26 protein-coding genes are annotated in these 22,364 nt (G+C 68.8%); 20 read left to right on the top strand and 6 right to left on the bottom strand.

What is annotated here, in order from left to right; genetic code table 11:
* The first annotated feature begins 165 nt into the window (after nt 1-165).
* Nucleotides 166-663, top strand: coding sequence for a hypothetical protein (locus ACWDXS_RS15850; protein WP_378988951.1), 498 nt, complete (start codon nt 166-168; stop codon nt 661-663).
* A gap of 74 nt (nt 664-737) precedes the next feature.
* Here ACWDXS_RS15850 and ACWDXS_RS15845 read toward each other — a convergent pair whose 3' ends face one another.
* Nucleotides 738-1,346 carry a nucleoside/nucleotide kinase family protein gene (locus tag ACWDXS_RS15845; protein ID WP_387442755.1) on the bottom strand — a complete coding sequence of 203 codons (609 nt, stop codon included), beginning with the start codon at nt 1,344-1,346 and terminating at the stop codon, nt 738-740.
* A 79-nt stretch (nt 1,347-1,425) separates the two neighbouring features.
* On the opposite strand from ACWDXS_RS15845, the gene ACWDXS_RS15840 reads away from it, so the two are divergent.
* From ACWDXS_RS15840 to ACWDXS_RS15830, 3 genes are all read left to right on the top strand, one after another.
* Nucleotides 1,426-2,247, top strand: a complete 822-nt coding sequence (locus ACWDXS_RS15840) for an acyl-CoA thioesterase (RefSeq protein WP_378988953.1) — start codon at nt 1,426-1,428, stop codon at nt 2,245-2,247.
* A gap of 44 nt (nt 2,248-2,291) precedes the next feature.
* Nucleotides 2,292-2,912, top strand: a complete 621-nt coding sequence (gene pdxT, locus ACWDXS_RS15835; RefSeq protein ID WP_387442758.1) for a pyridoxal 5'-phosphate synthase glutaminase subunit PdxT — start codon at nt 2,292-2,294, stop codon at nt 2,910-2,912.
* Between the two features lie 92 nt (nt 2,913-3,004).
* The gene (locus ACWDXS_RS15830) at nt 3,005-3,760 is read left to right on the top strand and encodes a YebC/PmpR family DNA-binding transcriptional regulator (protein ID WP_378988955.1); all 756 of its coding nucleotides are present in this window, start codon (nt 3,005-3,007) and stop codon (nt 3,758-3,760) included.
* 59 nt (nt 3,761-3,819) lie between these two features.
* Here the strand turns inward: ACWDXS_RS15830 and ACWDXS_RS15825 are convergent, their stop codons facing one another.
* Nucleotides 3,820-4,320, bottom strand: coding sequence for an SRPBCC domain-containing protein (locus ACWDXS_RS15825; RefSeq protein ID WP_378988956.1), 501 nt, complete (start codon nt 4,318-4,320; stop codon nt 3,820-3,822).
* 91 nt (nt 4,321-4,411) lie between these two features.
* Here ACWDXS_RS15825 and ACWDXS_RS15820 point away from each other — a divergent pair, with 91 nt between their 5' ends.
* On the top strand, nt 4,412-4,921 hold the full coding sequence (locus ACWDXS_RS15820; protein ID WP_378988957.1) for an O-acetyl-ADP-ribose deacetylase: 510 nt from the start codon (nt 4,412-4,414) through the stop codon (nt 4,919-4,921).
* Nucleotides 4,922-4,964: 43 nt separating this feature from the next.
* On the opposite strand, the gene ACWDXS_RS15815 is transcribed toward ACWDXS_RS15820, so the two are convergent.
* Nucleotides 4,965-5,657, bottom strand: coding sequence for a FadR/GntR family transcriptional regulator (locus ACWDXS_RS15815; RefSeq protein ID WP_449966168.1), 693 nt, complete (start codon nt 5,655-5,657; stop codon nt 4,965-4,967).
* A 199-nt stretch (nt 5,658-5,856) separates the two neighbouring features.
* Here ACWDXS_RS15815 and ACWDXS_RS15810 point away from each other — a divergent pair, with 199 nt between their 5' ends.
* Genes ACWDXS_RS15810 through ACWDXS_RS15790 form a run of 5 tightly spaced genes read left to right on the top strand, consistent with a single transcriptional unit; the run spans nt 5,857 to nt 10,948 of the window.
* The gene (locus ACWDXS_RS15810) at nt 5,857-6,999 is read left to right on the top strand and encodes an acetamidase/formamidase family protein (RefSeq protein ID WP_449966165.1); all 1,143 of its coding nucleotides are present in this window, start codon (nt 5,857-5,859) and stop codon (nt 6,997-6,999) included.
* Nucleotides 6,996-8,228: an amidase family protein gene (locus ACWDXS_RS15805; protein WP_449966162.1), complete on the top strand. Its 1,233-nt coding sequence runs from the start codon at nt 6,996-6,998 to the stop codon at nt 8,226-8,228. The genes ACWDXS_RS15810 and ACWDXS_RS15805 overlap by 4 nt, the downstream gene beginning before the upstream one ends.
* A 14-nt stretch (nt 8,229-8,242) precedes the next feature.
* Entirely contained in the window at nt 8,243-9,256 is a 1,014-nt protein-coding gene (locus ACWDXS_RS15800) for an ABC transporter substrate-binding protein (protein WP_378988961.1), read from the top strand.
* The gene (locus ACWDXS_RS15795; protein WP_387442763.1) at nt 9,253-10,122 is read left to right on the top strand and encodes an ABC transporter permease; all 870 of its coding nucleotides are present in this window, start codon (nt 9,253-9,255) and stop codon (nt 10,120-10,122) included. Before ACWDXS_RS15800 ends, ACWDXS_RS15795 begins: the two co-directional genes overlap by 4 nt.
* A 19-nt stretch (nt 10,123-10,141) precedes the next feature.
* Complete coding sequence (locus ACWDXS_RS15790; protein ID WP_378988963.1) at nt 10,142-10,948, top strand: ABC transporter ATP-binding protein; 807 nt, start codon at nt 10,142-10,144, stop codon at nt 10,946-10,948.
* 50 nt (nt 10,949-10,998) lie between these two features.
* Here ACWDXS_RS15790 and ACWDXS_RS15785 read toward each other — a convergent pair whose 3' ends face one another.
* Nucleotides 10,999-12,264, bottom strand: coding sequence for an amidohydrolase family protein (locus tag ACWDXS_RS15785; RefSeq protein ID WP_378988964.1), 1,266 nt, complete (start codon nt 12,262-12,264; stop codon nt 10,999-11,001).
* A 110-nt stretch (nt 12,265-12,374) separates the two neighbouring features.
* Entirely contained in the window at nt 12,375-13,046 is a 672-nt protein-coding gene (locus tag ACWDXS_RS15780) for a GntR family transcriptional regulator (RefSeq protein ID WP_378988965.1), read from the bottom strand.
* Nucleotides 13,047-13,248: 202 nt separating this feature from the next.
* Here ACWDXS_RS15780 and ACWDXS_RS15775 point away from each other — a divergent pair, with 202 nt between their 5' ends.
* From ACWDXS_RS15775 to ACWDXS_RS15730, 10 genes are all read left to right on the top strand, one after another.
* A complete protein-coding gene (locus ACWDXS_RS15775) occupies nt 13,249-13,995 on the top strand; it encodes a sulfite exporter TauE/SafE family protein (RefSeq protein ID WP_378988966.1) in 747 nt (248 codons plus the stop codon).
* 67 nt (nt 13,996-14,062) lie between these two features.
* Nucleotides 14,063-15,262 carry an amidohydrolase gene (locus tag ACWDXS_RS15770; protein WP_449966156.1) on the top strand — a complete coding sequence of 400 codons (1,200 nt, stop codon included), beginning with the start codon at nt 14,063-14,065 and terminating at the stop codon, nt 15,260-15,262.
* 68 nt (nt 15,263-15,330) lie between these two features.
* Nucleotides 15,331-16,143: an ABC transporter ATP-binding protein gene (locus ACWDXS_RS15765; RefSeq protein WP_378988968.1), complete on the top strand. Its 813-nt coding sequence runs from the start codon at nt 15,331-15,333 to the stop codon at nt 16,141-16,143.
* A complete protein-coding gene (locus tag ACWDXS_RS15760; RefSeq protein WP_378988969.1) occupies nt 16,140-16,994 on the top strand; it encodes an ABC transporter permease in 855 nt (284 codons plus the stop codon). Before ACWDXS_RS15765 ends, ACWDXS_RS15760 begins: the two co-directional genes overlap by 4 nt.
* A 51-nt stretch (nt 16,995-17,045) precedes the next feature.
* A complete protein-coding gene (locus tag ACWDXS_RS15755) occupies nt 17,046-18,179 on the top strand; it encodes an ABC transporter substrate-binding protein (protein ID WP_378988970.1) in 1,134 nt (377 codons plus the stop codon).
* A gap of 60 nt (nt 18,180-18,239) precedes the next feature.
* Nucleotides 18,240-18,686: an acyl-CoA thioesterase gene (locus ACWDXS_RS15750; protein ID WP_378988971.1), complete on the top strand. Its 447-nt coding sequence runs from the start codon at nt 18,240-18,242 to the stop codon at nt 18,684-18,686.
* Between the two features lie 80 nt (nt 18,687-18,766).
* Nucleotides 18,767-19,336, top strand: coding sequence for a crossover junction endodeoxyribonuclease RuvC (gene ruvC, locus ACWDXS_RS15745; protein WP_358111945.1), 570 nt, complete (start codon nt 18,767-18,769; stop codon nt 19,334-19,336).
* Nucleotides 19,333-19,932 (top strand): Holliday junction branch migration protein RuvA, encoded by a 600-nt coding sequence (gene ruvA / locus ACWDXS_RS15740; RefSeq protein WP_378988972.1) that lies wholly within the window; start codon nt 19,333-19,335, stop codon nt 19,930-19,932. The genes ruvC and ruvA overlap by 4 nt, the downstream gene beginning before the upstream one ends.
* 3 nt (nt 19,933-19,935) lie before the next feature.
* Entirely contained in the window at nt 19,936-21,030 is a 1,095-nt protein-coding gene (gene ruvB / locus ACWDXS_RS15735) for a Holliday junction branch migration DNA helicase RuvB (protein ID WP_378626900.1), read from the top strand.
* Between the two features lie 54 nt (nt 21,031-21,084).
* Nucleotides 21,085-21,597, top strand: coding sequence for a GtrA family protein (locus ACWDXS_RS15730; protein ID WP_378626902.1), 513 nt, complete (start codon nt 21,085-21,087; stop codon nt 21,595-21,597).
* Between the two features lie 186 nt (nt 21,598-21,783).
* On the opposite strand, the gene ACWDXS_RS15725 is transcribed toward ACWDXS_RS15730, so the two are convergent.
* Nucleotides 21,784-22,362 carry a DivIVA domain-containing protein gene (locus ACWDXS_RS15725; protein WP_378626903.1) on the bottom strand — a complete coding sequence of 193 codons (579 nt, stop codon included), beginning with the start codon at nt 22,360-22,362 and terminating at the stop codon, nt 21,784-21,786.
* Nucleotides 22,363-22,364: the final 2 nt, after the last annotated feature.

The following is a 22,364-nucleotide window of genomic DNA, read 5'->3' as shown; positions in this document are numbered from 1 at the left end:
ATCACAATCGGGCGCAGCTCACAGCCCCCGGTTGTCTGTGTCTCAGAGTTTCCTCAACATCACTGGGTAGCGTCCTCGCCGTGGCATCGAGGCCTGCGCTGTGTGGCGCCGGTCCTCCGCCGTCGCCCAGAGGGCGAGATTCCGACCCGACGTAAGGACGAGTGGATGAAGTTTCGTAGGACCGGACGAGTCGCGATCGCAGGATTGGCTGTGGTCGCCGCGCTCGGCCTGAGTGCGTGCAGTGACGACAAGGGCGACAAGCCCGCGCCCAAGACCACCACCAGTGCCAAGGCTCAGGGTTCGGCAACCGCGGACCTGCCGGCGGTGCCGACGGTCGAACAGCTCAACGCGCAGCTCACCACCGCACTGGATCCGGCGGTCCCCAACGACCAGAAGCTGGACTTCGTGCAGGGCATCGAGGCCGACCCCGAGCTGCCGAACCGCCTGGCACAGGCCGTCCAGGACAACAACGTCCAGGTCCAGGTCACCGAGGTGACCTCCTTCGGTGACAGCGTCAACGCCAAGGCCAACTTCACCGTCAACGGCCAGACCAATGTCGTCGACGTGCCGTTCGTGGCCGAAGCGGGCAAGTGGAAGGTCCAGAAGTCGTGGGCCTGCGGCATGCTGACCAACCTGGGTCAGACCTCGGTCGCCTGCGCCTGATCGTCGTCGCTCGAGCCCCGTTCGTCTGTCGGACGGGGCTTTCGCGTATCCGGGCTGTTTCGGCTCCCGTGCTGTCAGCGGCGAAGTGCCGCCCGATCGGGGTGATCCCAGCGAACGGTCCAGGTCGCTTCCTCGGGATTGTCGGCAGTGTGATCGCGTACAGCGGGCAGCGTCCATCGCTGCTCGGCGGGGGTGCGCCGCAGCGCCGCCTGCTCACTCAGTTCCAGGCGGATCGCGAGATCGAAATCCAGACCGCGACCGAGCAGCATCGGCCCCGCGAGTACCAGCACCAGATCGGCCTGCGCGGGCCGAATCGCCGCCCGCGCAGACCTGTCCCGTTCCTCGTCCCACAGCGCGGGCAACCAGCGCCCTTCGGTGCGGAGCACGTCGAGGATCTCGCGGCGCATGGCCTCGTAGTCGAACCATGCTGTGCGATAAGACCATTCGTCATCGCGCCCGTATTCCATGCGGAGCGACGCGGGTCGCACGAAGTCGTGCACCGACACCACCGCCGCCGATCGCCCCCGGTCGGTGAGCGTGTCCACGATCCGGCGGCCCAGTTCCACCGGGGCGGCCGCGTCGGCGCCGTCGACCGCGAGCACCCGTCGCCCCGGCAGCTCGACGAGCCGGTCGGCGACGAGCCGGGCGAGGGCGGCGGGAGAGGTGGGAGTGAACGTCGGCACCGGACCATCTCAGCAAATTCCGGGCCGCTGTGCAGAGCCGGACATACCGCCCGGTCGGCAAGGCGATAATCTCGAGCGCATGGCGACAATCGAAGAGGCGCTCGCGATCGAGCGACTGGAGCGCGACATCTTCCGCGGTGCTTCCACGGAGTCTCAGCTACCGCGCACCTTCGGCGGTCAGGTGGCCGGGCAGGCGCTGGTCTCGGCGGTCCGCACCGTCGATCGCAGCTTCCAGGTGCATTCTCTGCACGGCTACTTCCTGCGACCGGGCAATCCGGAGGAACCCACCGTCTACCTGGTGGAACGCATCCGCGACGGCCGGTCGTTCTGCACGCGGCGGGTCACCGGCGTGCAGGACGGACAGGCGATATTCACGATGTCGGCCTCGTTCCATCACGGTGACGAAGGGCCCGAACACCAGGACGTGATGCCCTCGGTCGACGGTCCCGACGACCTGCCCGACGCCAGCGTGACCATGACCCCCGAGCGGCTGTGGGCCATGCGTGAATGGGAGCACTGGGACATCCGCACGGTCCCACAGGATCAGGTCGTCGCGCGCGACGGCGCGGTCTCACCCCAGCAGGTGTGGTTCCGGTACCGGCACCCGCTGCCCGACGACCCGATGTTCCACGTCTGCACGCTGGCCTACATGAGCGATATGACGCTGCTCGGCTCGTCGAAGGTGATCCACCCCGACGAACCGACCCAGAACGCGTCGCTCGACCACGCCATGTGGTTCCTGCGCCCGTTCCGTGCCGACGAATGGCTGCTCTACGACCAGTCCTCACCCTCGGCCGGTTTCGGTCGCGCGCTGACCGGCGGCAAGATCTGGGACCGCGAGGGCAACCTGGTCGCCGCTGTCGTCCAGGAAGGTCTGATCCGCACGCCGCGCCAGAAGTGAGCGTGAGCGGGCCCACATCGGGCGCGCTCGTAAGCTCAACGGCTGTGAACGCAACCTCGACCCCCACCCGGCCGACCATCGGTGTCCTCGCGCTACAGGGTGACGTGCGTGAACACGTTGCCGCGCTGGAGCACTGCGGGGCCGATCCGGTGCTGGTGCGGCGCGAGTCGGAGCTGGCCGCGGTCGACGGGCTCGTGCTGCCCGGCGGCGAGTCGACCGCGATCTCCAAGCTGTTGCAGGCGTTCGACCTGCTGGAACCGTTGCGGGCGCGGCTGCGCGACGGGCTGCCCGCGTTCGGGTCGTGCGCGGGCATGATCCTGCTCGCCTCGGAGGTCCTCGACACCAGGGCCGACGCCCAGCACCTGTCCGGCATCGATATGACGGTGCGGCGCAACGCGTTCGGTCGGCAGGTCGATTCCTTCGAGACCGACCTGGACTTCACCGGCCTCGACACGCCCGTGCGCGCGGTGTTCATTCGCGCGCCGTGGGTGGAGCGGGTGGGCGACGGCGTCGAGGTGCTGGCGCGGGTGCCGCACGGCCCCGCCGAGGGCCGCATCGTCGCTGCCAGGCAGGGCAACGTGGTGGCGACCTCCTTCCATCCCGAGGTGACCGGCGATCTTCGGGTGCACGAACTGTTCGTCGACCTGGTTCGGGCTGCGCGATAAAGCCCGCGTCGGCGGGCGTGGTGGACGGTGAGTAGGCTGGATCGAGCTTGTCCGCCCGGGCAGACGCGCAACCGACTTGAAGGAAGTAGGGCATGAGCGGCCACTCCAAATGGGCCACCACCAAGCACAAGAAGGCGGGAATCGACGCCAAGCGCGGCAAACTCTTCGCCAAGCTGATCAAGAACATCGAGGTGGCGGCCCGCACTGGTGGTAGTGACCCTGCGGGCAATCCGACGCTGTTCGACGCCATCCAGAAGGCGAAGAAGACATCGGTCCCCAACGACAACATCGAGCGCGCCCGCAAGCGCGGTGGTGGTGAAGAGGCCGGCGGCGCCGACTGGCAGACGATCATGTACGAGGGCTACGGGCCCAACGGTGTGGCCGTGCTGATCGAGTGCCTCACCGACAACCGCAACCGCGCCGCGGGCGAGGTCCGGCTGGCGATGACCCGCAACGGCGGCAACATGGCCGACCCGGGTTCGGTGTCGTACCTGTTCGCCCGCAAGGGCGTGGTGACGCTCGAGAAGAACGGCCTGTCCGAGGACGACGTTCTCGAGACGGTGCTCGACGCGGGCGCCGAAGACGTCAACGACCACGGCGACGTCTTCGAGATCATCTCCGAGCCCGGCGATCTGATCGCGGTGCGCTCGGCCCTGCAGGCCGCGAACATCGACTACGACTCCGCCGAGTCCGGTTTCCAGGCGTCGGTGTCGGTCGCGGTCGACGCCGACGGTGCACGCAAGGTGTTCAAGCTGGTCGACGCGCTCGAAGACAGCGACGATGTGCAGAACGTGTACACCAACGTCGACATCTCCGACGAGGTCGCCGCGGAACTCGACGACGAGTAGATCGTTGTCCGTCGAACCCGCCCCGGCCGTGAATTCGGCCGGGGCGGTTCACGTTTCGGCTAGGACGCCCGCTGCTGGTAGTAGCCCGACATCGACGGGTAGTAGTCGGCGAAATCCGGTCGTTCGGTGTGCGTGCAGGCCGCGACGAACATGTCCGCGTAGTACTCCCACCCCGGACCGATCTGCGGGATCTCCGCCAGCTGATATTCCGACGTCAGATGGTGGACCAGGCGCAGTTCGGTGGCCGCGCCGGTGTCGAGCAACGTCACCTCGAGCCGCCACAGGCCGATCTGGTCGGTCGAGGAGACGCCGAGGTGGATCGGTGGGGTGCAGTCGTCGATGCGCATCGCCGACCACGGTTCACCCTCCTCGAAGCGCATCTGTACCCGGATGGTGTTGCCGGTCCCCGACTCGCCCTCCCAGGTGCCGTACCACCCCGAGGTCAGATGCGGATCGGTCAACCGTGCCCACACCTCCTCGATCGGCAACCCCAGCGACCTGGTGATCACCAGGTCCCGCCCGTCGGGCGTCGCGACGATGTCACCGGTGGGTATGGCCATGCGTGGTTCTCCTCGCCTCGGACGGACCGACCATGCCTGCTCACTCGACCGTACCCGTGGACTAGGTCGACGCCCCGGCACAATGAGGATCATGACGCGAATCGAGACGGTCCGGGGTGACATCACCGAGCAGCAGGTGGACGCGGTGGTCAACGCCGCGAATTCCTCGCTGCTCGGCGGCGGTGGCGTCGACGGGGCGATCCACCGCAAGGGCGGTCCGCAGATCCTGTCGGAATGTCGCGACCTGCGCGCCTCGCACTACGGCAAAGGCCTGCGTACCGGCCAGGCGGTGGCGACCACCGCGGGCCTGCTCCCCGCCCGCTGGGTGATCCACACGGTCGGGCCCGTGTGGTCGGCCACCGAGGACCGCTCCGAGCTGCTCGCCTCCTGCTATCGCGAATCCCTGCGCGTGGCAGACGAACTGGGAGCGGCGACCGTCGCGTTCCCGGCGATCTCCACCGGTATCTTCGGCTGGCCGATGGATGACGGCGCGCGGATCGCGGTCGAGACGGTCCGCGCGGCCGAGACGCACGTGACGCAGGTGCGGTTCGTGCTGTTCGACGATCGTGCCCTGGAGGTCTTCACCACCGCTGTGGGGTAGGCGACAGCGTGGGAAGGTTCTGCTCCCCGGATCATGTGGGTCGCTAGCGGGTGCTGATCTCGCGGACCTCGCGCAGGTGTTGTTCCATGGCGGCAGCGGCGGCGGGGCCGTCTCGGTGGTCCACGGCGCGCAGGATCTGGGTGTGACCGTGGACGGAGACGCGGCGGCCGAGCGGAGTGCGGTGGGAGAGGACTCGGGTGTGGCGGGTCCATTCCGTGGTCATCGTGCAGAGGGTGACCAGGAGCGGGTTCTGGGCCGAATGTGCCAGGAGCGTGTGGAATTCGATGTCGAGGGCCATCGATTCCGCCGGGCCGAGGGCTTCGTCGGAGCGGTCGATGATCTCGTGCAGCGACAGCAGATTCGATTCGACGGCGCGCAGGGCGGCGAGCTGGGCGATGCGGGGTTCGACCAGGTCGCGCAGTTCGGTCGCGTAGGCGAGTTCGGTGTCGAGGTCGGCGAGGCTGCCGTGCAGTTCGGCGGCGCCGCGGGGCAGTTCGGTGACGGTGCTGCCACGGCCCTGCCTGCGGTCGACCAGCTTCTTGGATTCCAGCTCGAACATGGCTTCGCGAAGCGAGGACCGCGACACGTTCAGCTGCGCCGCGAGCTCGCGTTCAGGCGGCAGGCGATCGCCCGCGCGCAGCGCGCCGTCGATGATCAGCCGCTCCAGGTGAGCGGCGACTTCGGCGCTGACGCTGCCGGTGCGGCGGCGCAGCGGGGGGATCGGCGGGACGGCCATCGGACTCCTCTCGACACCTACGGATTGGTCCGGCCAATCATATAAGAGTGGTGCCGCATGGCCCGATATTGCCGGGGTGTAAAGCCTCGGTTACGCACGTTTCTCCCGGTAGCAGGGCTGTTGATAGTGGAATACCGTTATCGCATCAGATGGTCGGACCAATGTTCGACCGAGTGTCGCGGAGACCGGAGGACCCACTGTGACGTCGTTGGCCGGGGACCAGATCGCCGCCGCTTTCCCGGTGCTGCAGCAGGGCATCGGCATCACACCCGAGACCACCTATATCCCCGCCGATCCGGATCGGGTGCTGTGGGGCAGGCTGCCGCGACGCGGCGATACGCCGGTCACCACCGTCGCGCCGGGGACGCGGGTGGTCATCGACACCATCAGTCATGAGGGCATCCTCGACGATCAGGGCTCGGACCCGGTCGCCTACTTCCGCGGGCACGGCGTGGCCCGCGATCAGATACTCGACGACACCGTCGAGGTGGTCGCCCGGCGCGTCCGCGAGGACGGAGCAGGCCCGCATATCGTGACCGGTCCGATCGCCGTCGACGGCGCCGAGCCCGGCGATCTCCTCGCCGTGCGGATCGAGCACCTCGCCATGCGCGCGCCCTACGGCGTCATCTCGACCCGGCACGGCCGCGGCATGCTGGCCGGGACACCACACGACGGTTCGTACGGTCAGTTCTGCACGGTGACCGGGCGCGACGACGAGTGGTTCGGCACCATGCCGATCCGGCCGGGCAGCCCGCACCGGGCGCGCTTCCCGCTCGCCCCGTTCCTCGGCATCATGGGCGTGGCCACCGACACCGAGGACCGGGCGCACTCCGTGCCACCGGGCGCGCACGGCGGCAATATCGACGTCACACTGCTCACTCCGGGCGCTACCTTGTTCCTGCCGGTGCAGGTGCCCGACGCGCTGTTCTATGTCGGCGATCCGCATTTCGCGCAGGGCGACGGAGAGGTGGCGCTCACCGCCCTGGAGGCGCCGCTGCGGGCGACCGTGACCCTCGACGTCGTTGCGGCCGAACAGGTCACCGACATCGGGTCGGGTACAGGTCCGTTCGCCGCAGGCCACGGACTCGTCATCCCGACCGGGCTCGATCCCGATCTGGACACCGCGCTGTCGCTGTGCGTGGGCAACGCCGTCGACCTGCTCGGCGCGCTGTTCGACACCGATCCGCGCAGCGCCTACCTCTACCTCAGTGCCGCAGCCGACTTCACCATCTCGCAAGCCGTCGATCTGACCCGCGGGGTACACGGCAAGATCCGTGTCGCCGACTTCGCGCATACCACCGGTACCGATCTGGCCCGCTTCATCCTGGAGCGGGCGCGGTGACCGCGACGGCGCGGGGAACGGCGACGCGGTTCGGCGCGGGAGCGCGCTGCGGCGTGGACACCACGGTGTGGCGCGAGCTCGGTTCGCCGTTGGTGGGGGCGACCTCGACCGGCCCGCTCACCGGGCACACGGTGGCCGTGAAAGACCTGTTCGCTGTCGCCGGCCACCCGCTCGGCGCAGGTGTGGAGGACTTTCTCGCCGAGCGCACTCCCGAGTCCCGCCACGCCGCGGTCGTCGCCGACCTGCTGGCGGCGGGCGCCACCGTCACCGGCATCGCCAGGACCGACGAGTTCGCCTATAGCATCACCGGCGCCAACGGGCGCACCGGCATGCCGGTCAATCCGGTCGCACCACAGCGAGTTCCGGGTGGTTCATCGAGCGGCCCCGCCGTCGCGGTCGCCCGCGGCGAGGTATCGATCGGCCTCGGCACCGACACCGCGGGCTCGATCCGGGTTCCCGGCTCGTACCAAGGACTCTGGGGCATCAGGACTACGCACGCCGGTCTCGACACCACCGGCCTCCTCCCGCTGGCCCCGTCGTTCGACACCATCGGATGGCTCACCCGCGACGCCGCGACCCTGCTCGCGGTGGCCGACAGCGTGTTCGCCCATCCTGCTGTACCCCGGTCATACAGGTCCGGGTTCTCGAACACGGACCTGGTCGTCGATCCAACGTTGTGTGCGGCGGCAGAGCCCGAGATCGCCGAGCAGTGTGCGCGGGCCTCCGAAGAACTCGGCGCTCGACGGATCACCCTGCGGGCCGACCTCGATCGCTGGTTCTCCGCGTTTCGCGCGGTGCAGGCGTTCGAAGCATGGGCAGGGCACGGCGACTGGCTGACCGCGCATCCCGACGCGCTCGAACCCGACGTGCGCGAGCGATTCGCCTGGGCCGCAACGGTGACCGCCGAGGAGGCCGCGGCCGCGCGGACAGTCGTCGCCGAGGCCGCTGCGCGGATCCGCGACATCCTCGGCGACCGGGCGCTGGTGCTGCCGACCACGGCGGGACCGCCGCCGCCGCGAGCGGCTGACCGGCGTACGCGCGACGCCGTCCGCCACGCGACTCTGCGGCTGACCTGCCTGGCGTCGATCGCCGGCCTGCCCGCCGTCACGCTGCCGCTGCCGAACCGCCGCAGCCTGCCCGCCGGGCTGTGCCTGATCGGCGCCGCGAACTCCGACCGCGCCCTCATCGTCCTCGCTACCCAGTGCGCCGCCCGACTGGCGAACCTATGAGAAATGGACCCGCAATGCCTGCCTCCGACATGCCGTGGACCGCCACCGCTGCACCGATGAATCGCCCACTGCGCCGGGTTCTCTCGGCCGTGATCGCGGCCTTGCTCATCGTCACGGGCCTGACCGCCTGCGTATCGACACCGGGCGGCGGCAGCGACCCGGCATCGGTGCGAATCGGCACCCTGCGGGGGCAGCCGCATCTCTACGCGCCCTACTTCATGCAGCGTTTCGCCCCCGCGGGCACGACCTACGAGATCGTGCTGTTCGAGAATTCACCCGATATCAAGAACGCGATCGCCTCGGGTGCTATCGATTTCGGAGTGCTCGGCGCGCCGTCGATCCTGGCGGGCAGTGCCGCGGGTCAGGATGTGAAGATCGTCGCCTCGGCCGCTGACGGCGGGTCGGCGTTCGTCGGCAAGCCGGAGATCACCACGGTGAACGGGCTGCGCGGCAAGAAGATCGGATTCCCGCAGGGCTCGTCGCAGGAGATCCTGCTGCGGCTCACCTTGACCGCGCACGGCCTCGACCCGGCCACCGACGTGCAGTTGGTCAACCTTTCCTACTCGGACATGGCCAACGCCTACAAGTCCGGCCAGATCGACGCGTTCCTGAGCGCCGAGACCGCACCGTCGATCGTCATGGGGGTCGGCGCGCATCCGATCGTCTCGCCGTACGACACCGCGATCGGCGCGGTGAACATCGTCTTCGGTACCAGGGGCGCGCTGATCGACCAGGATCGCGACCGGGTGCAGCAGACCGTGCGCAGCTTCGTCCAGGCGATCGAGTACATGAAGGGCGATCACACCGCCTGGGTCGACGGGCTCGTCGACACCTTCGGCCTCGACCGCACCATCGTCGACACCGCGACGAAGAACGTCTGGTTGCGGTGGGAACTCGATGACGAGTATCGCGGCCGGGTGGTCGCCCTCGCCGAGCAGATGCGGGCCTTCGACCAGCTGTCCAAGGCACCCGATATGGCGAAGGTGTTCGACACCGGGTTCCTGACCCCCGCGGGTATCGGGCGATGACAGCGCTGGACGCACCACCGGTCGTCCGCACCACCGAGGCGCCGCCCGCGCGTCGACGGCGACTTCCCGACCGGGTGCTGACAGTGCTGTGGGCCCTGCCGGTCCCGCTGCTGCTCGGGCTGCTGTGGGATCGTGGTGTCGACGGCGCGTGGACGCTGCCGTTCGGTATCCAGATGCAATTCCTGCCGAAACCGTACGAGGTGGCGCGGCGCCTGGCCGACCTCGCGTTCGGCGGCGTCATCGGCGACACCTACAGCGGCACCCTGTGGTTGCACCTGTACGCGAGCACGCTGCGGGTGGTGCAGGGGTTCTTGTTCGCGGCCGCCGTCGCGATCCCGCTCGGCATCGTGATGGGTCGCTCCCGGCTGGTCTACCGGATGCTCGAACCGACCGTCAACCTGGTCCGCCCGATCCCGGTGACCGCGTGGGCGCCGCTGTCACTGCTGATCATCGGCTTCGGTGACCGCTCCACGATCTTCCTGGTGTTCCTCGCCGCGGTGTTCTCGATCCTGCTGAACACGATCGCCGGGGTGCGGGCGGTACCGGACCGGCTGCTCGAGGCCGCCGCGATGCTGGGCACCCGACCCGCGCACACGCTGTACAAGGTGGTGCTGCCCGCCGCCGTGCCGAGCATCGTCTCCGGTCTGCGGATCGCGCTCGGCCTGTCGTGGGTGATCCTCGTGGTCGGCGAGACGGTCGGTATCCGAATCGGCTTGGGGGCGTTGATCACCCAGGCCAGAGAACAGTCACGCACCGACCTGATCATCGCGGTGATGATCGTGATCGGATTGGCCGGATTCGTCGCCGACCGGTTGCTGATGCTGCTGGTGAGGCTGTTGGCGGGCCGTAGGCCGCTCCTACCGTGATCGAGCAGACAGGACCCTCATGAAGATCTACTCCACCCGCCGCCGCCCGCAGCGCCCCGCGCGCATCGTCGTCGACGGGCTCGGTAAGCGATATGCCGGTGCAGCCGGATTCGCCGTCGACGGCGTCGAACTCGACATCGCGGCAGGTGAATTCGTCTGCGTGGTCGGCGCCAGCGGCTGCGGAAAGTCCACGCTGCTGCGGATTCTCGCCGGTTTGGAGGCAGGTTCCAAGGGAACGGTCACCGTCGCCGACGAACCGGTGAGCGGGGCGGGTCCCGAGCGCGGTGTGGTGTTCCAGGACTACGGGCTGTTCCCCTGGCTCACGGTCGCCGAGAACATCGCCTACGGACCGAAACAGGCCAGAATGACCCGGCCCGACATCCGTGAGATCACCGACCGATGGCTCGATACCGTCGGCCTGTCCCGGGTGCGCGAGTCGTTCCCGCATCAGCTCTCCGGTGGCATGCAGCAGCGCGTGGCGATCGCCAGAGTGCTGGCGAACAGTCCCGCGGTGCTGCTGATGGACGAGCCGTTCGGCGCACTCGACGCCCTCACCCGCACGGACATGCAGGCCGAGCTGAAACGCATCCACCACGAGACCGCGGTGACCGTCGTGTTCGTCACCCACAGCATCGACGAGGCGGTCTACCTGGCCGACCGTGTCGTGGTGATGGCCGGTGGTGCGGCCCACGGCAACGCGGGCCATGTGCGCGAGATCGTCGAGATCGACCTGCCCGGCGAACGCGACTCCACCACACCGGAATTCAATGCCTTCAAACGGCGCATCGACGCCCTCGTCCACCGCGGCAACCACAGCGCGGCCTGAGCCGACGCAGCGGATGCCCCACGGGCGAAGTCGGTCCGTCGAGCGCCGGATCAGCGTGCGTGGACAGCGGGGGCGAGGATTTCGGTGACGCGTGTGGTGCGGGCGATGATTCGGCCTGCCTTGATGACGTAGCAGCGGTCGGGGCGATCGAGCAGGGCGTCGGCGAGGCGATGTGTGCCGAGGACGACCAGATCGGCTCGGGCGCCGACGCGCAGACCGTGGTGCTCGGCGATGCCGAGCACCACGGCCGCGTCGGTGGTGGCCATGTCGAGGACGCGGCGCAGGTCGGTGTCGCCGGACAGATGCCCGGTCTGGGCGAGGAACAGGCCGATGTCGAGGAGATCGGCGTTGCCGTAGGGGGTGAACGCATTGCGAATGTTGTTGGAGGAGTACGCGGTTGTCACACCGGCGGCCCACAGTTCACGGACCGGTGCGACGCCACGGCGCACCGCGGCCTGATCGCCTCGCCCGCCGAGGTGCATGTCGGTGGCGGGCAGCGCAACCACGGCGACGCCTGCCTGGGCGAGGTGGGCCATGGTCGCCTGTCGTTCGCGCGGGGGACGGGCAGCCAAAGAGGTGACGTGGCCGAGGGCGACCCGGCCGCGCAGACCGGAGCGCTGGGTGGCCTCGGCGATGTAGTCGGCCATCGCGAAGCGGGGGTCGGTGGCGTCGTCGGCGAAGTCGGCGTGGATGTCGACGGGGACGCCGAATTCGGCGGCCAGTTCGAAGACCAGGTCCACGTGGCGGCGGCAGTCGGCGACGTCGGCTTCGTTGTAGGAGCATCCGCCGATGACATCGGCGCCCAGACGCAGCGCTGCGCGGAGCAGTTCCAGCGTGCCGGGTGCGCGCAGGATTCCCTCCTGTGGAAAGGCGACGATCTGGAGGTCGATCAGGTCGCGATACTCCTCGCGCAGCCCCAACAGCACCTCGACGCCGAGTAGTCCGACGATCGGATCGACATCCGGGTGTGCGCGAAGTGCGGTGGTGCCGTGGGTGATCGCCTGATCGAGAATCCGGCGCGCGCGGTCGCGAACCCCGTCGGCGGTGAACCCCCGTTTGAGTTCGCCGGTCACCTCGATCGCGCTCGCGAGGGTGCCGTCGGGCGCGCTGCGCCGGCGATCGAGCAGAGCCTTGTCCAGGTGCACATGGGATTCGACGAGCCCGGGAATGACGACCCTTGTCGCGCAATCGATCTCGGTCGCCGCGCTACCGGGCAAGGCGGGTCCGATCGCGGTGATCAAGCCTTCGGTGACGGCGATATCGACCGGGTCGGCGTCATCGGCGATACACGCGCGACGCAGCAGCAGATCGACCATGAAAACCTCCAGTCGCAGTACGGGACACCGTTTGTATACGACGCTGAGGTTTCGGGTGATGGCGGCGATTGCTGCGCCTGTGTTACGCCATCGGCGCGCAGGCGCGGTACTCAGGGCGTAGGTACCGGCGGGGGAACGGGCTCGGGCGCAGTCTCGGCGCCGGCACGTGGTCGCAGGCGATAAGCCGAGGTGGCGTGGGCAATGTGCTCGGCGACCACCGCGCTCGCCCGGTCGGGATCCTGTGCCTCCAGCGCCGCGCAGATCTCCTCGTGCTCGCGCCAGGAATCCTCGGCGCGCCGCGGGAGTTCGACCGCGTACACCCAGGCGATCTTCCAGCTCAGCTGGGTGATGAGCTGGCTGAGTAGCGCGCTGCCCGACGCCTCGGCGAGCACCTCGTGGAAGCGGCTGTTGAGCCGGGCGAGTTCGCCGAGTCTGCCGTCGCGCACCGCTTCCTGGCCGAGCGAGGTGAGTTCCTTGAGTCGTCCCAGCTGTTCGGGCGAACGGCGCACGGCGGCCCTACCGGCGCACATCGGTTCCAGCAGTGCCCTGATCTCGAGCAGATCGGCCGCCTCCGCCTCGGTGAGCTCGGCGACGAAGGTCCCCGCGTAGGGGCGCGACCAGGCGAATCCCTCGGCCTCGAGCGTCCGCAATGCTTCCCGGACCGGCACGCGGGAGACACCGTATCGCTCGGCCAGAGTGTCCTCGGTGAGGCGCTGCCCGGGGCGGAAATCGCCACGGATGATGTCGTCGCGGATCGCGCGGCACACCTGCTGCGGTGTCATGCGTCGGACGGTGCTGCTCACGTCGCCCCCAACGGTCGAATGGCGGAGCCGCGCGCCGGTCGGCTACGAACCGGCGCCCGGTCTTCGAAGGATTGCTCCGAATCTACGGCATTCGGGCGGGTGTTCTGCCGGTGACATCGCTCGGCGCGACCCCTCGTCCGCTGTCGTATACGATCGCACGACGCTCTGTCGGAAGGATTTCATGGACCCCGTGCATCTAGCCCTGCTGCTGGCCGCAGGACTCGGCGCAGGCTTCTGCAACGCCATCGCGGGCGGCGGCAGCCTGCTGTCGTTCCCCGCGCTACTCGCACTCGGCCTGCCCCCGGTAACCGCCACGGTCACCAACTCGGTCGCGGTCTGGCCGGGCTACCTGGGCGGCGCGGCGGCCCTGCGCAAGCGTGCCGAGGACTACCGCGCACTGCTGCCGCGGCTGGTCGTGATCAGCGTCGCCGGTGCCGGTCTCGGTGTGCTCGCACTGCTCGCCGCACCCCCCGAGGTGTTCGCCGCGCTGGTGCCGTTCCTGGTCCTCGGGGCGACCGCGGTGTTCGCCGCGCAACCCTGGCTCTCGCGCACTCTCGGTGCCCGCCGGCCCGATTCGCGCATCACCCTCTATCTCGGGGTCTTCGTCGGCAGCGTCTACGGCGCCTACTTCAACGGCGGCATGGGCATCGTGCTGCTGACCGCTCTCGCGCTCGGCCTCGATGCCTCCGCGCAACTGCTCAACGGCCTGAAAAGCGTCCTCACGCTGAGTGTTTCGACCACCGCCATGGTGGCGGTGGCACTGTTCGGGCCGGTGGACTGGCTCGTCGTCGCGATCCTCGCGCCGGCCTGTCTGTTCGGCGGTGTCCTCGGCGCGAAGTTCGCCGATCGTCTGCGCCCGGCCGTGTTCCGGACCGTGGTGATCGTCTTCGGGGTCGGCGCCGGGTCCGCCATGTTGGTCACCGGCTGACAGTGCGCCGGGACCTACGACGACCGCTCATCGCACGACTCCCTACCCGCGACCGAAAGGACTTCTGATGACCGACCTGCTCCTGCGCGGTGGCCGACCGTGGACACCCGGTACCACACCGGAACTCGCTGACCTCCACCTAGCCGACGGCCGGATCGCCGCGATCGGCACCGGCCTCACCGCTCCCGGCGCCGAGATCATCGAGCTGAACGGCGCGCTGGTACTGCCCGGCCTCGTGGACACCCACTGTCATCTGGACAAAACCCTGTACAGCGCGCCATGGGTGGCCAACTCGGGAGGTCGGACGCTGGCCGGGCGCATCGCCAACGGGGAACGCCGCCGCGCCGAACTCGGCATTCCGAATGCCGAATACGCCGCGAATCTGTTGGGTGCCATGGTCGGATACGGCACCTCCTTCGTGCGCAGCCACGTCGACATCGATCCCGGCATCGGGTTGCGGGGCGTCGAGCAGGTGCGGGCCGCCGCCGAACGGCACGCGGGGCGGGTCGAGGTGGAACTGGTCGCCTTCCCGCAGGGTGGGCTGATCACGCGTCCCGGCACCGCCGCGTTGATGGCCGCGGCGCTGGCCGATGGTGTCGAAGTCGTCGGCGGCCTCGATCCGGCGGGCTACGACAACGACCCGGTCGGGCAACTCGATGTGATCTTCGATCTCGCCGACAAATTCGGCGCCAAGGTCGATATCCACCTGCACGACGGCGGTGCCATGGGTGTGTGGGAGTTCGACCTGATCATCGAACGCACCAGGGCGACCGGCCTTTCCGGCCGGGTCACCATCAGCCACGCCTATGCGATGGGCGGGCGATCCGACGACGAACAGCGCCGCCTCGCCGACGCGCTCGCCGAGGCAGGTGTCGCCATGGTGACCTGCGCGGTCGGTGAGGCGGCGGTCGTTCCCGTCCGCGTGATGCACGAGGCGGGCGCCACCCTGGCTCTGGGCAACGACGGCATTCGCGACCTGTGGACGCCGTACGGCGACGGCGACATGCTGCGCCGCGTGAACACCGTCGCCTACCGTGACCGCCTTGTCGCCGATGCCGAGATCGAACTCGCGCTGGCCGCGGGAACCTATGGCGGCGCGAGGGTTCTCGGCCTCGACGACTACGGGCTCGCGGTCGGCGCACCCGCCGATCTGTTCGTGGTGGAGGCCGAAACGCCCGCCGCCGCGGTGGTCCAGCTGCCCACCCGGCAGCTGGTGGTGAAGCGCGGCCAGATCGTGTCCCGGGCGGATACCCGCACTGCGAACTGATCGTATACGAAACAGGGACGTAATCGCGCTGACCGCTGGTGGCAATGGTATGCCACTAGAAATAGTGCATGAGCGCCACGGTTTCCACCGCCCCCGCAGTATCGGGCCGGGACTCGTATACGACTGCTGAACGCGACGAGCCCGCCCCCGCCCTGTCCTTCGACAATGTGACGTTGACCTTCGACAACGGCACCACCGCCGTCGCCGACATCGACATCGCTGTTCGCAGTGGTGAATTCGTCTCGCTGGTCGGGCCCTCCGGCTGCGGCAAATCGACCCTGCTCCGCCTGGCCGCCGGATTCGAGAAGCCCACCACGGGCACGGTCGGTGTCGGCACCCGCCGCCTCGGCTACGTCTTCCAGGAATCCACCCTGCTGCCATGGCGATCGGTGCGGCAGAACGTGGAACTGCCCGGCGAGCTGGAAGGCGTCGACAAGACCACCCGTCGGGCCGCCGCCGCGGACGCCATCGAACGCGTCGGACTGGCCGGGTTCGAGAAGCACAAACCCGCCCAGCTGTCCGGCGGCATGCGGATGCGCGCCTCCATCGCGCGCGCCCTCACGTCGCAGCCGGAGCTGTTCTTGTTCGACGAGCCGTTCGGCGCGCTGGACGAGATCACCCGGCAGCGCCTGAACGAGGAAGTCGGCACCCTGTTCCGCCGCGACGGGTTCGCGGGAGTGTTCGTCACCCACTCGGTGGGAGAGGCGGTGTTCCTGTCCACTCGGGTCGTCGTGCTCACGGGCCGGCCGGGCCGGGTGACTGCCGACATCCCGGTCCCGTTCGACTTCCCGCGCACCCCGGAGCTGCGCTACACCCCCGAATTCGCCCACCTGTGCGCCGAGGTATCGGCCGCGCTGCGTGGACAGGAGGCCGCCGCATGACCACCGTCGCCCTCCCCGGGGGAGTCGTCGCGGAATCGGCGGCGAAACCGAAGTACCGCTGGCCTTTCCGGGTCGCCCCGGTGCGTGTCGTCGCGCCGATCCTGGTGTTCGTCGCAGTCCTCGGGCTCTGGTCGCTGGTCAGCCACCAACTGCTGGCCGAGGAGTCGCGGTTCCTGCTGCCCGCGCCGGAACAGGTGATCGTCAAGGGGCTGCTCGATCCGCTGGCGCGATCGACGATCCTGAGCGCGCTGTGGTCGACGGTGCAGGTCGCGCTCGTGGGACTGGTGATCGCGATCGCGCTCGGCGTCGGCTTCGCGGTGGTCATGAGCCAGGCGCGCTGGGCCGAATACTCGCTGTATCCGTACGCGGTGGTGCTGCAGACGATCCCGATCCTCGCGGTGGTGCCGCTGTTCGGGTTCTGGTTCGGCTACGAGTTCTCCAGCCGGGTGATCGTGTGCGTGATGGTGGCGCTGTTCCCGGTGATCACCAATACGCTGTTCGGGCTCAAATCGGTGGCTCCCGCCGAGCACGACCTGTTCACCCTGCACGGCGCCTCGCGGTGGCAGCGGTTGCTGAAACTGCAACTGCCCACAGCGCTTCCGGCGATGATCTCCGGGTTCAAGATCTCCGGCGGCATGGCCATCATCGGCTCCATCGTGGCCGACTTCTTCTTCCGTCAGGGCGAGCCCGGCATCGGCCGGATGATCGATGTCTACCGTCAGCAACTCGCCACCGAGGAACTGCTCACCGCGCTGCTGATGTCCTCGCTGGTCGGCCTGATCCTGTTCTGGTTCTTCGACTTCCTGGCCGGGCGCGTCGACCGGGCGCACGGACTGCGTCGCGGCAAGTAGCCCACTTCTCTTGTCCCACCCTCACATTCGCTCGACCCCGAAGGATTTCCGGTGCGCAAACCTCTCCTCGCCACGGCCGTGCTGGCCGGCGCCACAGTGCTGACCGCCTGCAACAGTGCGACCTCGGTGCCCGGCCCCACCGGGCAGGGTGTCCTCGCCGGTGTCTGCCCGTCGACCGTGGTCGTTCAGACGGACTGGTTCGCCACGCCGGAGCGGGCGGCGGCGTATCAGCTGGTCGGGCCGAACGGCACGGTCGATGTGAAGAAGGGCGCGTACTCCGGTCCGCTCGGTGACACCGGGGTGAATGTCGAAGTGCGCCTCGGTGGTCCGTTCCTCGGTGGTCAGCCGGTGCCCGCGCAGATGTATCAGGACCAGAGCATCACCCTCGGTTTCGTCCCGACCGACGACGCGGTGCGGGCGCAGGCGAAATTCCCGGTGACCGGGGTGTTCGCCTCACTCGACGTCAATCCGCAGATCGTCCTGTTCGATCCGGCGACCTACCCGCAGATCACGTCGTGGAAGGACGTTCCCGCGTCCGGCGCACCCGTCGTCTACAGCGAGGGCAAGCTGTTCATGGACTACCTGATCGCCCACGGCGACGTGAAACCCGACCAGGCCGACGCCTCCTTCGACGGCACCCCGAGCCGCTTCGTCGCCGAACACGGCCGAGTGATGCAGCAGGGCTACGTCTCCAACGAGCCCTACCGCTGGGAACACGACGTGAAGGGGTGGCTCAAGCCGGTGAAGTCGTTGCTGGTCCACGAGTCCGGCTATGAGATCTATCCGCACGCCTGGTCGGTACGCGCCGGTGACAGGGAAAAACTCGGCCCCTGCCTGAGCAAGCTGGTGCCGATGCTGCAGCAGGCCCAGATCGACTACATCAGCGATCCGGAACCGGTCAACGCGGCGCTGCTGCGCATCGCCCAGACGATTCCCGACGGTCCGCCGATGACCGCGGGCGGTAACACCGACTCGGTGAAAGTCCAGCTCGCCCAGAAGATCGTCGGCAACGGCCCCGACGGCAGCCTCGGTGATTTCGACACCGCCCGCGTCGACCGGGTGATCAGCGCCGTCACCCCGATCCTGCGCAAGCGCGGAGTCGAGGTTCCCGACGGCCTCGCCGCCGACGCGATCGTCACCAACGAGTTCATCGACCCGTCGATCGGGCTGAAGAGCACGCCGTAGTCGCCGGTCCCTCGGCGACGGCCCGCGAAGGTGTCGGACCCCGGTGGCACACTCGCGGGCATGGCGGAAACCACTGTGCCGTTTCGGGTTCGGATCCCGATTCGGGTGTCCGATCTCGACCCGCAACTGCACGTCACCGGCTCGGCGTATCAGCAGTTCGCCGATCACGCGCGGTTCGCGTGCGTGACCGAGGCGGGAGTCTCGGTGCCCGGCCTCCTCGCGGCGGGGATGGGGCCGGTCAATCTCGAGCTGAACGTTCGCTATCTGCGGGAGTTGCGCGCCAACGACACGGTCGAGGTCGACTGCCGGTGGGAGTGGGGGCAGGGCAAGACCTATCGGGTGGAGCACACTCTCACCAGGGCGGACGGTGAGATCGCCGCGACGGTGTCGTATGTGAGTGGACTGCTCGACCTGCGGGCGCGCAAGCTGGTCGCGGATCCGGCGGGGGTCTGGGCCGAGCACGCCCGCGATCCGGCGTTGCTGGGGCTGCCGCCGCGACCGGCGTGAGGATCGTGTCGTTGGTCGGCCCGAACGCGGGGATGCTCTAGACTTTCGAACAACTGTTCGTGTCTTCGAAGGGGTGGCCGGTGCGGGTGATGGGCGTCGATCCGGGGCTTACCCGGTGCGGGCTCAGCATGGTGGACAGCGGACCGGGCCGGAAGGTGGTCGCCCTCGATGTGGGGGTGGTGCGGACCCCGCCCGACGCCGAGCTGGCGTTGCGGTTGATGGCCGTCGCGGATGCCGCCGAAGAGTGGATGGATACGCATCGGCCTGAAGCTGTCGCGATCGAGCGGGTGTTCGCCCAGCACAACGTGCGGACCGCGATGGGCACAGCGCAGGCCGGTGGGGTGATCGCGCTGGCCGCGGCGCGGCGCGGGATCCGGGTGGCGTTCCATACGCCCAGCGAGGTGAAAGCGGCCGTCACCGGCAACGGTACGGCGGACAAAGCGCAGGTCACCGCGATGGTGACGCGGATTCTCGGTTTGCGGGTCGCGCCGAAACCGGCCGATGCCGCCGACGCGCTCGCACTGGCGATCTGTCATTGTTGGCGGGCGCCGCTGATGGACCGGATGGCGGCCGCGCAGGCACAGGCGGACGAGGTCCGCCGCCGCTACGAACAACGGCTCGCCGAACAACGGAAGGTGGTGCGCGGGTGATCGCGTCGGTACGCGGGGAGGTGCTCGAGATCGCGCTCGATCACGTGGTGATCGAAGCAGCGGGCGTCGGATACCGCCTCAACGCCACCCCGGCCACACTCGCCGGGCTGACCCGCGGCGAGCAGACCCGCCTGTACACGGCGATGATCGTGCGCGAGGACTCGATGACCCTGTTCGGGTTCGCCGACACCGAAGCGCGCGAACTGTTCGCGTTGTTGCAGACCGTCTCCGGCGTCGGCCCACGCCTGGCGATGGCGGTGCTCGCCGTGCTCGAACCCGAAGCGCTGCGAAAGGCGTTGGCCGAGAGCAACGTCGCCGCGCTGACCAGGGTCCCCGGCATCGGCAAACGCGGCGCCGAGCGGATGGTCGTCGAACTGCGCGACAAGGTGAACCAGGTGGCCGTCCCCACCGGTCCGCCCGGTGCGCAAACCCCGAGTACCCCTGTGCGCGAGCAGGTTTCCGAAGCGCTCGTCGGCCTCGGGTTCCCGGCGAAGCAGGCCGAACAGGCCGTCGACACCGTCCTCGCCGACCAGCCCACCGCCACCACCTCGGTGGCGTTGCGCGCGGCGCTCGGCCTGCTCGGCAAGAACAGGTAGACCGTGGACGAAGACTTCGACACCTTCGCCGAGACCGACGAATCCGACCTCACCGCCCGGTATCTCAGCACCGACGGCGAAGCAGAGACCGGCCTGCGTCCCACCTCGCTCGACGAGTTCATCGGCCAGCCCCGCGTGCGCGAACAGCTGGCACTGGTCCTGCGTGGCGCGCGTCAGCGCGGCGCCACTCCCGACCATGTCCTGCTGTCGGGACCGCCCGGCCTCGGCAAGACCAGCATGGCGATGATCATCGCCGGCGAACTCGGCACCGCCCTGCGCATCACCTCGGGACCCGCGCTGGAACGCGCGGGCGATCTCGCCGCCATGCTCTCCAACTTGGTCGAGGGCGATGTCCTGTTCATCGACGAGATCCACCGCATGGCCCGCCCGGCCGAGGAGATGCTGTACCTGGCGATGGAGGACTTCCGTGTCGACGTGGTCGTCGGCAAAGGTCCCGGCGCGACCTCGATCCCGCTCGACATCGCCCCGTTCACCCTGGTCGGCGCCACCACCCGTTCGGGCGCGCTCACGGGTCCGCTGCGTGATCGCTTCGGTTTCACCGGGCACATGGACTTCTACGACCCCGCCGAGCTGTTGCAGATCCTCACCCGCTCGGCCCGGATTCTCGGAGTGCAGATCGACCACGACGCCGCCGCCGAGGTCGCCGGGCGCTCGCGGGGCACGCCGCGTATCGCCAACCGGCTGCTGCGCCGGGTGCGCGACTACGCCGAGGTCAGGGCGGACGGCATCATCACCCACCCCATCGCGATGGCGGCGCTCGAGGTCTACGACGTCGACGCGCTCGGCCTCGACCGGCTCGACCGCGCCGTCCTCGGTGCGCTCGTGCGTGGATTCGGTGGGGGACCGGTGGGTGTATCGACCCTGGCCGTCGCCGTCGGCGAGGAAGCGGCCACCGTGGAGGAGGTCTGCGAACCCTTCCTGGTCCGCGCCGGACTCGTCGCCCGCACACCCCGCGGCCGGGTGGCGACCGCGGGGGCCTGGGAACATCTCGGCCTGGTGCCGCCGCCCGACCTGGTCATCGGCGCCATCGAAGTGCGTGGTCGCGAACCGCAACCGAGCGCTGACCGCTTCGACTGAGCTAGCGCGCCTCCGGGCGGGCACGGCGCCGCAACGTCGTCTACTGTCGATTCGGTGGCAGTCCTAGAGGTGGTGCAACGACTCCCCGAGCCGTTGCGTTCCCTGCTCTTGAAGCATCGGGAACTTCTGAAATTCGCCGTGGTCGGTGCGATCACCTGGTTCATCGACACGGGCGTTGTGTACGCGGTGAAACTGACGGTGCTCGGCGACAAGCCGCTCACCGCACGCCTGCTCGGGGCGCTGATCGCGACCATCGCCTCCTATATCCTCAACCGCGAGTGGTCGTTCAACGCACGCGGCGGGCGCCAGCGCAGTCACGAAGCGGCCCTGTTCTTCGCGGTCAGCGCCTTGGGCATCGTGGTCACCATGATCCCGCAGGCGCTGTCGCTCTACGCGCTGAATCTGCGTGTGCCGCACGTGGATCCGACGGTACAGATGGTCGCCAACTTCATCTCGGGACAGATCCTCGGCGTCCTGCTGGCCATGGCGTTCCGCTTCTGGGCCTTCCGCCGCTACGTCTTCCCCGACGACCTGCGAGAAGCCGAACTCCACAGCATCCAGGGATAACGCAACCGGCGGCAATCCCTACCGCTCGTGCCAGGCCGAGAACCCCGCGGCGCCAGCCGCCAAAATTACTGTTGGTTCTCGGCCGCCTCGATCTGGACTGAGTGGAGGGTGCGACGAAGGAGTGCCCGGAGGGAGGGAAGATCGAGGCCTTCGGGCCGAGAACCCCCGCGGCGCCGGCCGCCATAATTACTGACGGCGCTCGGGGTGTTCCAGTGCGGTGATCACCAGGTCGATGAAGGCGTCGACTTCTTCGCGGGCGTAGCCGCGGGTACCGAGGCGGGTGTCGGTGAAGCGGACGCCCCGCACATCGGCGGTGGTGAGGCTGCCGGGGCCGTTGTGGGCCAGGGTCGCCGCGACCAGGTCGAGGAAGGCGTCGACCTCTTCCTCGTGGTAGCCGCGCCTGCCGACGGCGGACTGGGTGAACCGCATGCGGTGCACATCGTCGGGAGTGAGCATCTCGGCGACATCGTCGCCCGCGCGCGCCGCCGGAACGGGGGCGCCGCCCTTCTGGCGATGTTCGAGCTCGGTCCGCACCCGGTCGAGGAAGTCGTCGACCTGATCGGCCTGATATCCGCGACCGCCGAAGCGCGGTGCGCCGAAGTGCACGTGACGGATGTCGTCGGCGGTGAGCGCGCCCTGCCCGTCGAGGGTGGCCGACACCCGTTCCAGGAAGGCGTCGACCTCGTCTGCGTGGTAGCCGCGGTGCCCCAGGGTCGGCATGGCGAAGTGGGTGCGGCTCACATCGTCGGGCGTCACAGCGGTCATTG

The organism is Nocardia sp. NPDC003183 (assembly GCF_053590715.1).
The sequence above is the reverse complement of the archived record's forward strand: the minus strand, read 5'-3'. Positions and strand labels throughout refer to the sequence as shown.

Bases quoted from the DNA above. Each gene is read 5' to 3' on its own strand.
- ACWDXS_RS15850 (WP_378988951.1), top strand. From the start codon at position 166: ATGAAGTTTCGTAGGACCGGACGAGTCGCGATCGCAGGATTGGCTGTG.
- ACWDXS_RS15840 (WP_378988953.1), top strand. From the start codon at position 1,426: ATGGCGACAATCGAAGAGGCGCTCGCGATCGAGCGACTGGAGCGCGAC.
- ACWDXS_RS15830 (WP_378988955.1), top strand. From the start codon at position 3,005: ATGAGCGGCCACTCCAAATGGGCCACCACCAAGCACAAGAAGGCGGGA.
- ACWDXS_RS15825 (WP_378988956.1), bottom strand. From the start codon at position 4,320: ATGGCCATACCCACCGGTGACATCGTCGCGACGCCCGACGGGCGGGAC.
- ACWDXS_RS15820 (WP_378988957.1), top strand. From the start codon at position 4,412: ATGACGCGAATCGAGACGGTCCGGGGTGACATCACCGAGCAGCAGGTG.
- ACWDXS_RS15815 (WP_449966168.1), bottom strand. From the start codon at position 5,657: ATGGCCGTCCCGCCGATCCCCCCGCTGCGCCGCCGCACCGGCAGCGTC.
- ACWDXS_RS15800 (WP_378988961.1), top strand. From the start codon at position 8,243: ATGCCTGCCTCCGACATGCCGTGGACCGCCACCGCTGCACCGATGAAT.
- ACWDXS_RS15795 (WP_387442763.1), top strand. From the start codon at position 9,253: ATGACAGCGCTGGACGCACCACCGGTCGTCCGCACCACCGAGGCGCCG.
- ACWDXS_RS15790 (WP_378988963.1), top strand. From the start codon at position 10,142: ATGAAGATCTACTCCACCCGCCGCCGCCCGCAGCGCCCCGCGCGCATC.
- ACWDXS_RS15785 (WP_378988964.1), bottom strand. From the start codon at position 12,264: ATGGTCGATCTGCTGCTGCGTCGCGCGTGTATCGCCGATGACGCCGAC.
- ACWDXS_RS15780 (WP_378988965.1), bottom strand. From the start codon at position 13,046: ATGACACCGCAGCAGGTGTGCCGCGCGATCCGCGACGACATCATCCGT.
- ACWDXS_RS15775 (WP_378988966.1), top strand. From the start codon at position 13,249: ATGGACCCCGTGCATCTAGCCCTGCTGCTGGCCGCAGGACTCGGCGCA.
- ACWDXS_RS15770 (WP_449966156.1), top strand. From the start codon at position 14,063: ATGACCGACCTGCTCCTGCGCGGTGGCCGACCGTGGACACCCGGTACC.
- ACWDXS_RS15765 (WP_378988968.1), top strand. From the start codon at position 15,331: ATGAGCGCCACGGTTTCCACCGCCCCCGCAGTATCGGGCCGGGACTCG.
- ACWDXS_RS15760 (WP_378988969.1), top strand. From the start codon at position 16,140: ATGACCACCGTCGCCCTCCCCGGGGGAGTCGTCGCGGAATCGGCGGCG.
- ACWDXS_RS15750 (WP_378988971.1), top strand. From the start codon at position 18,240: ATGGCGGAAACCACTGTGCCGTTTCGGGTTCGGATCCCGATTCGGGTG.
- ACWDXS_RS15725 (WP_378626903.1), bottom strand. From the start codon at position 22,362: ATGACCGCTGTGACGCCCGACGATGTGAGCCGCACCCACTTCGCCATG.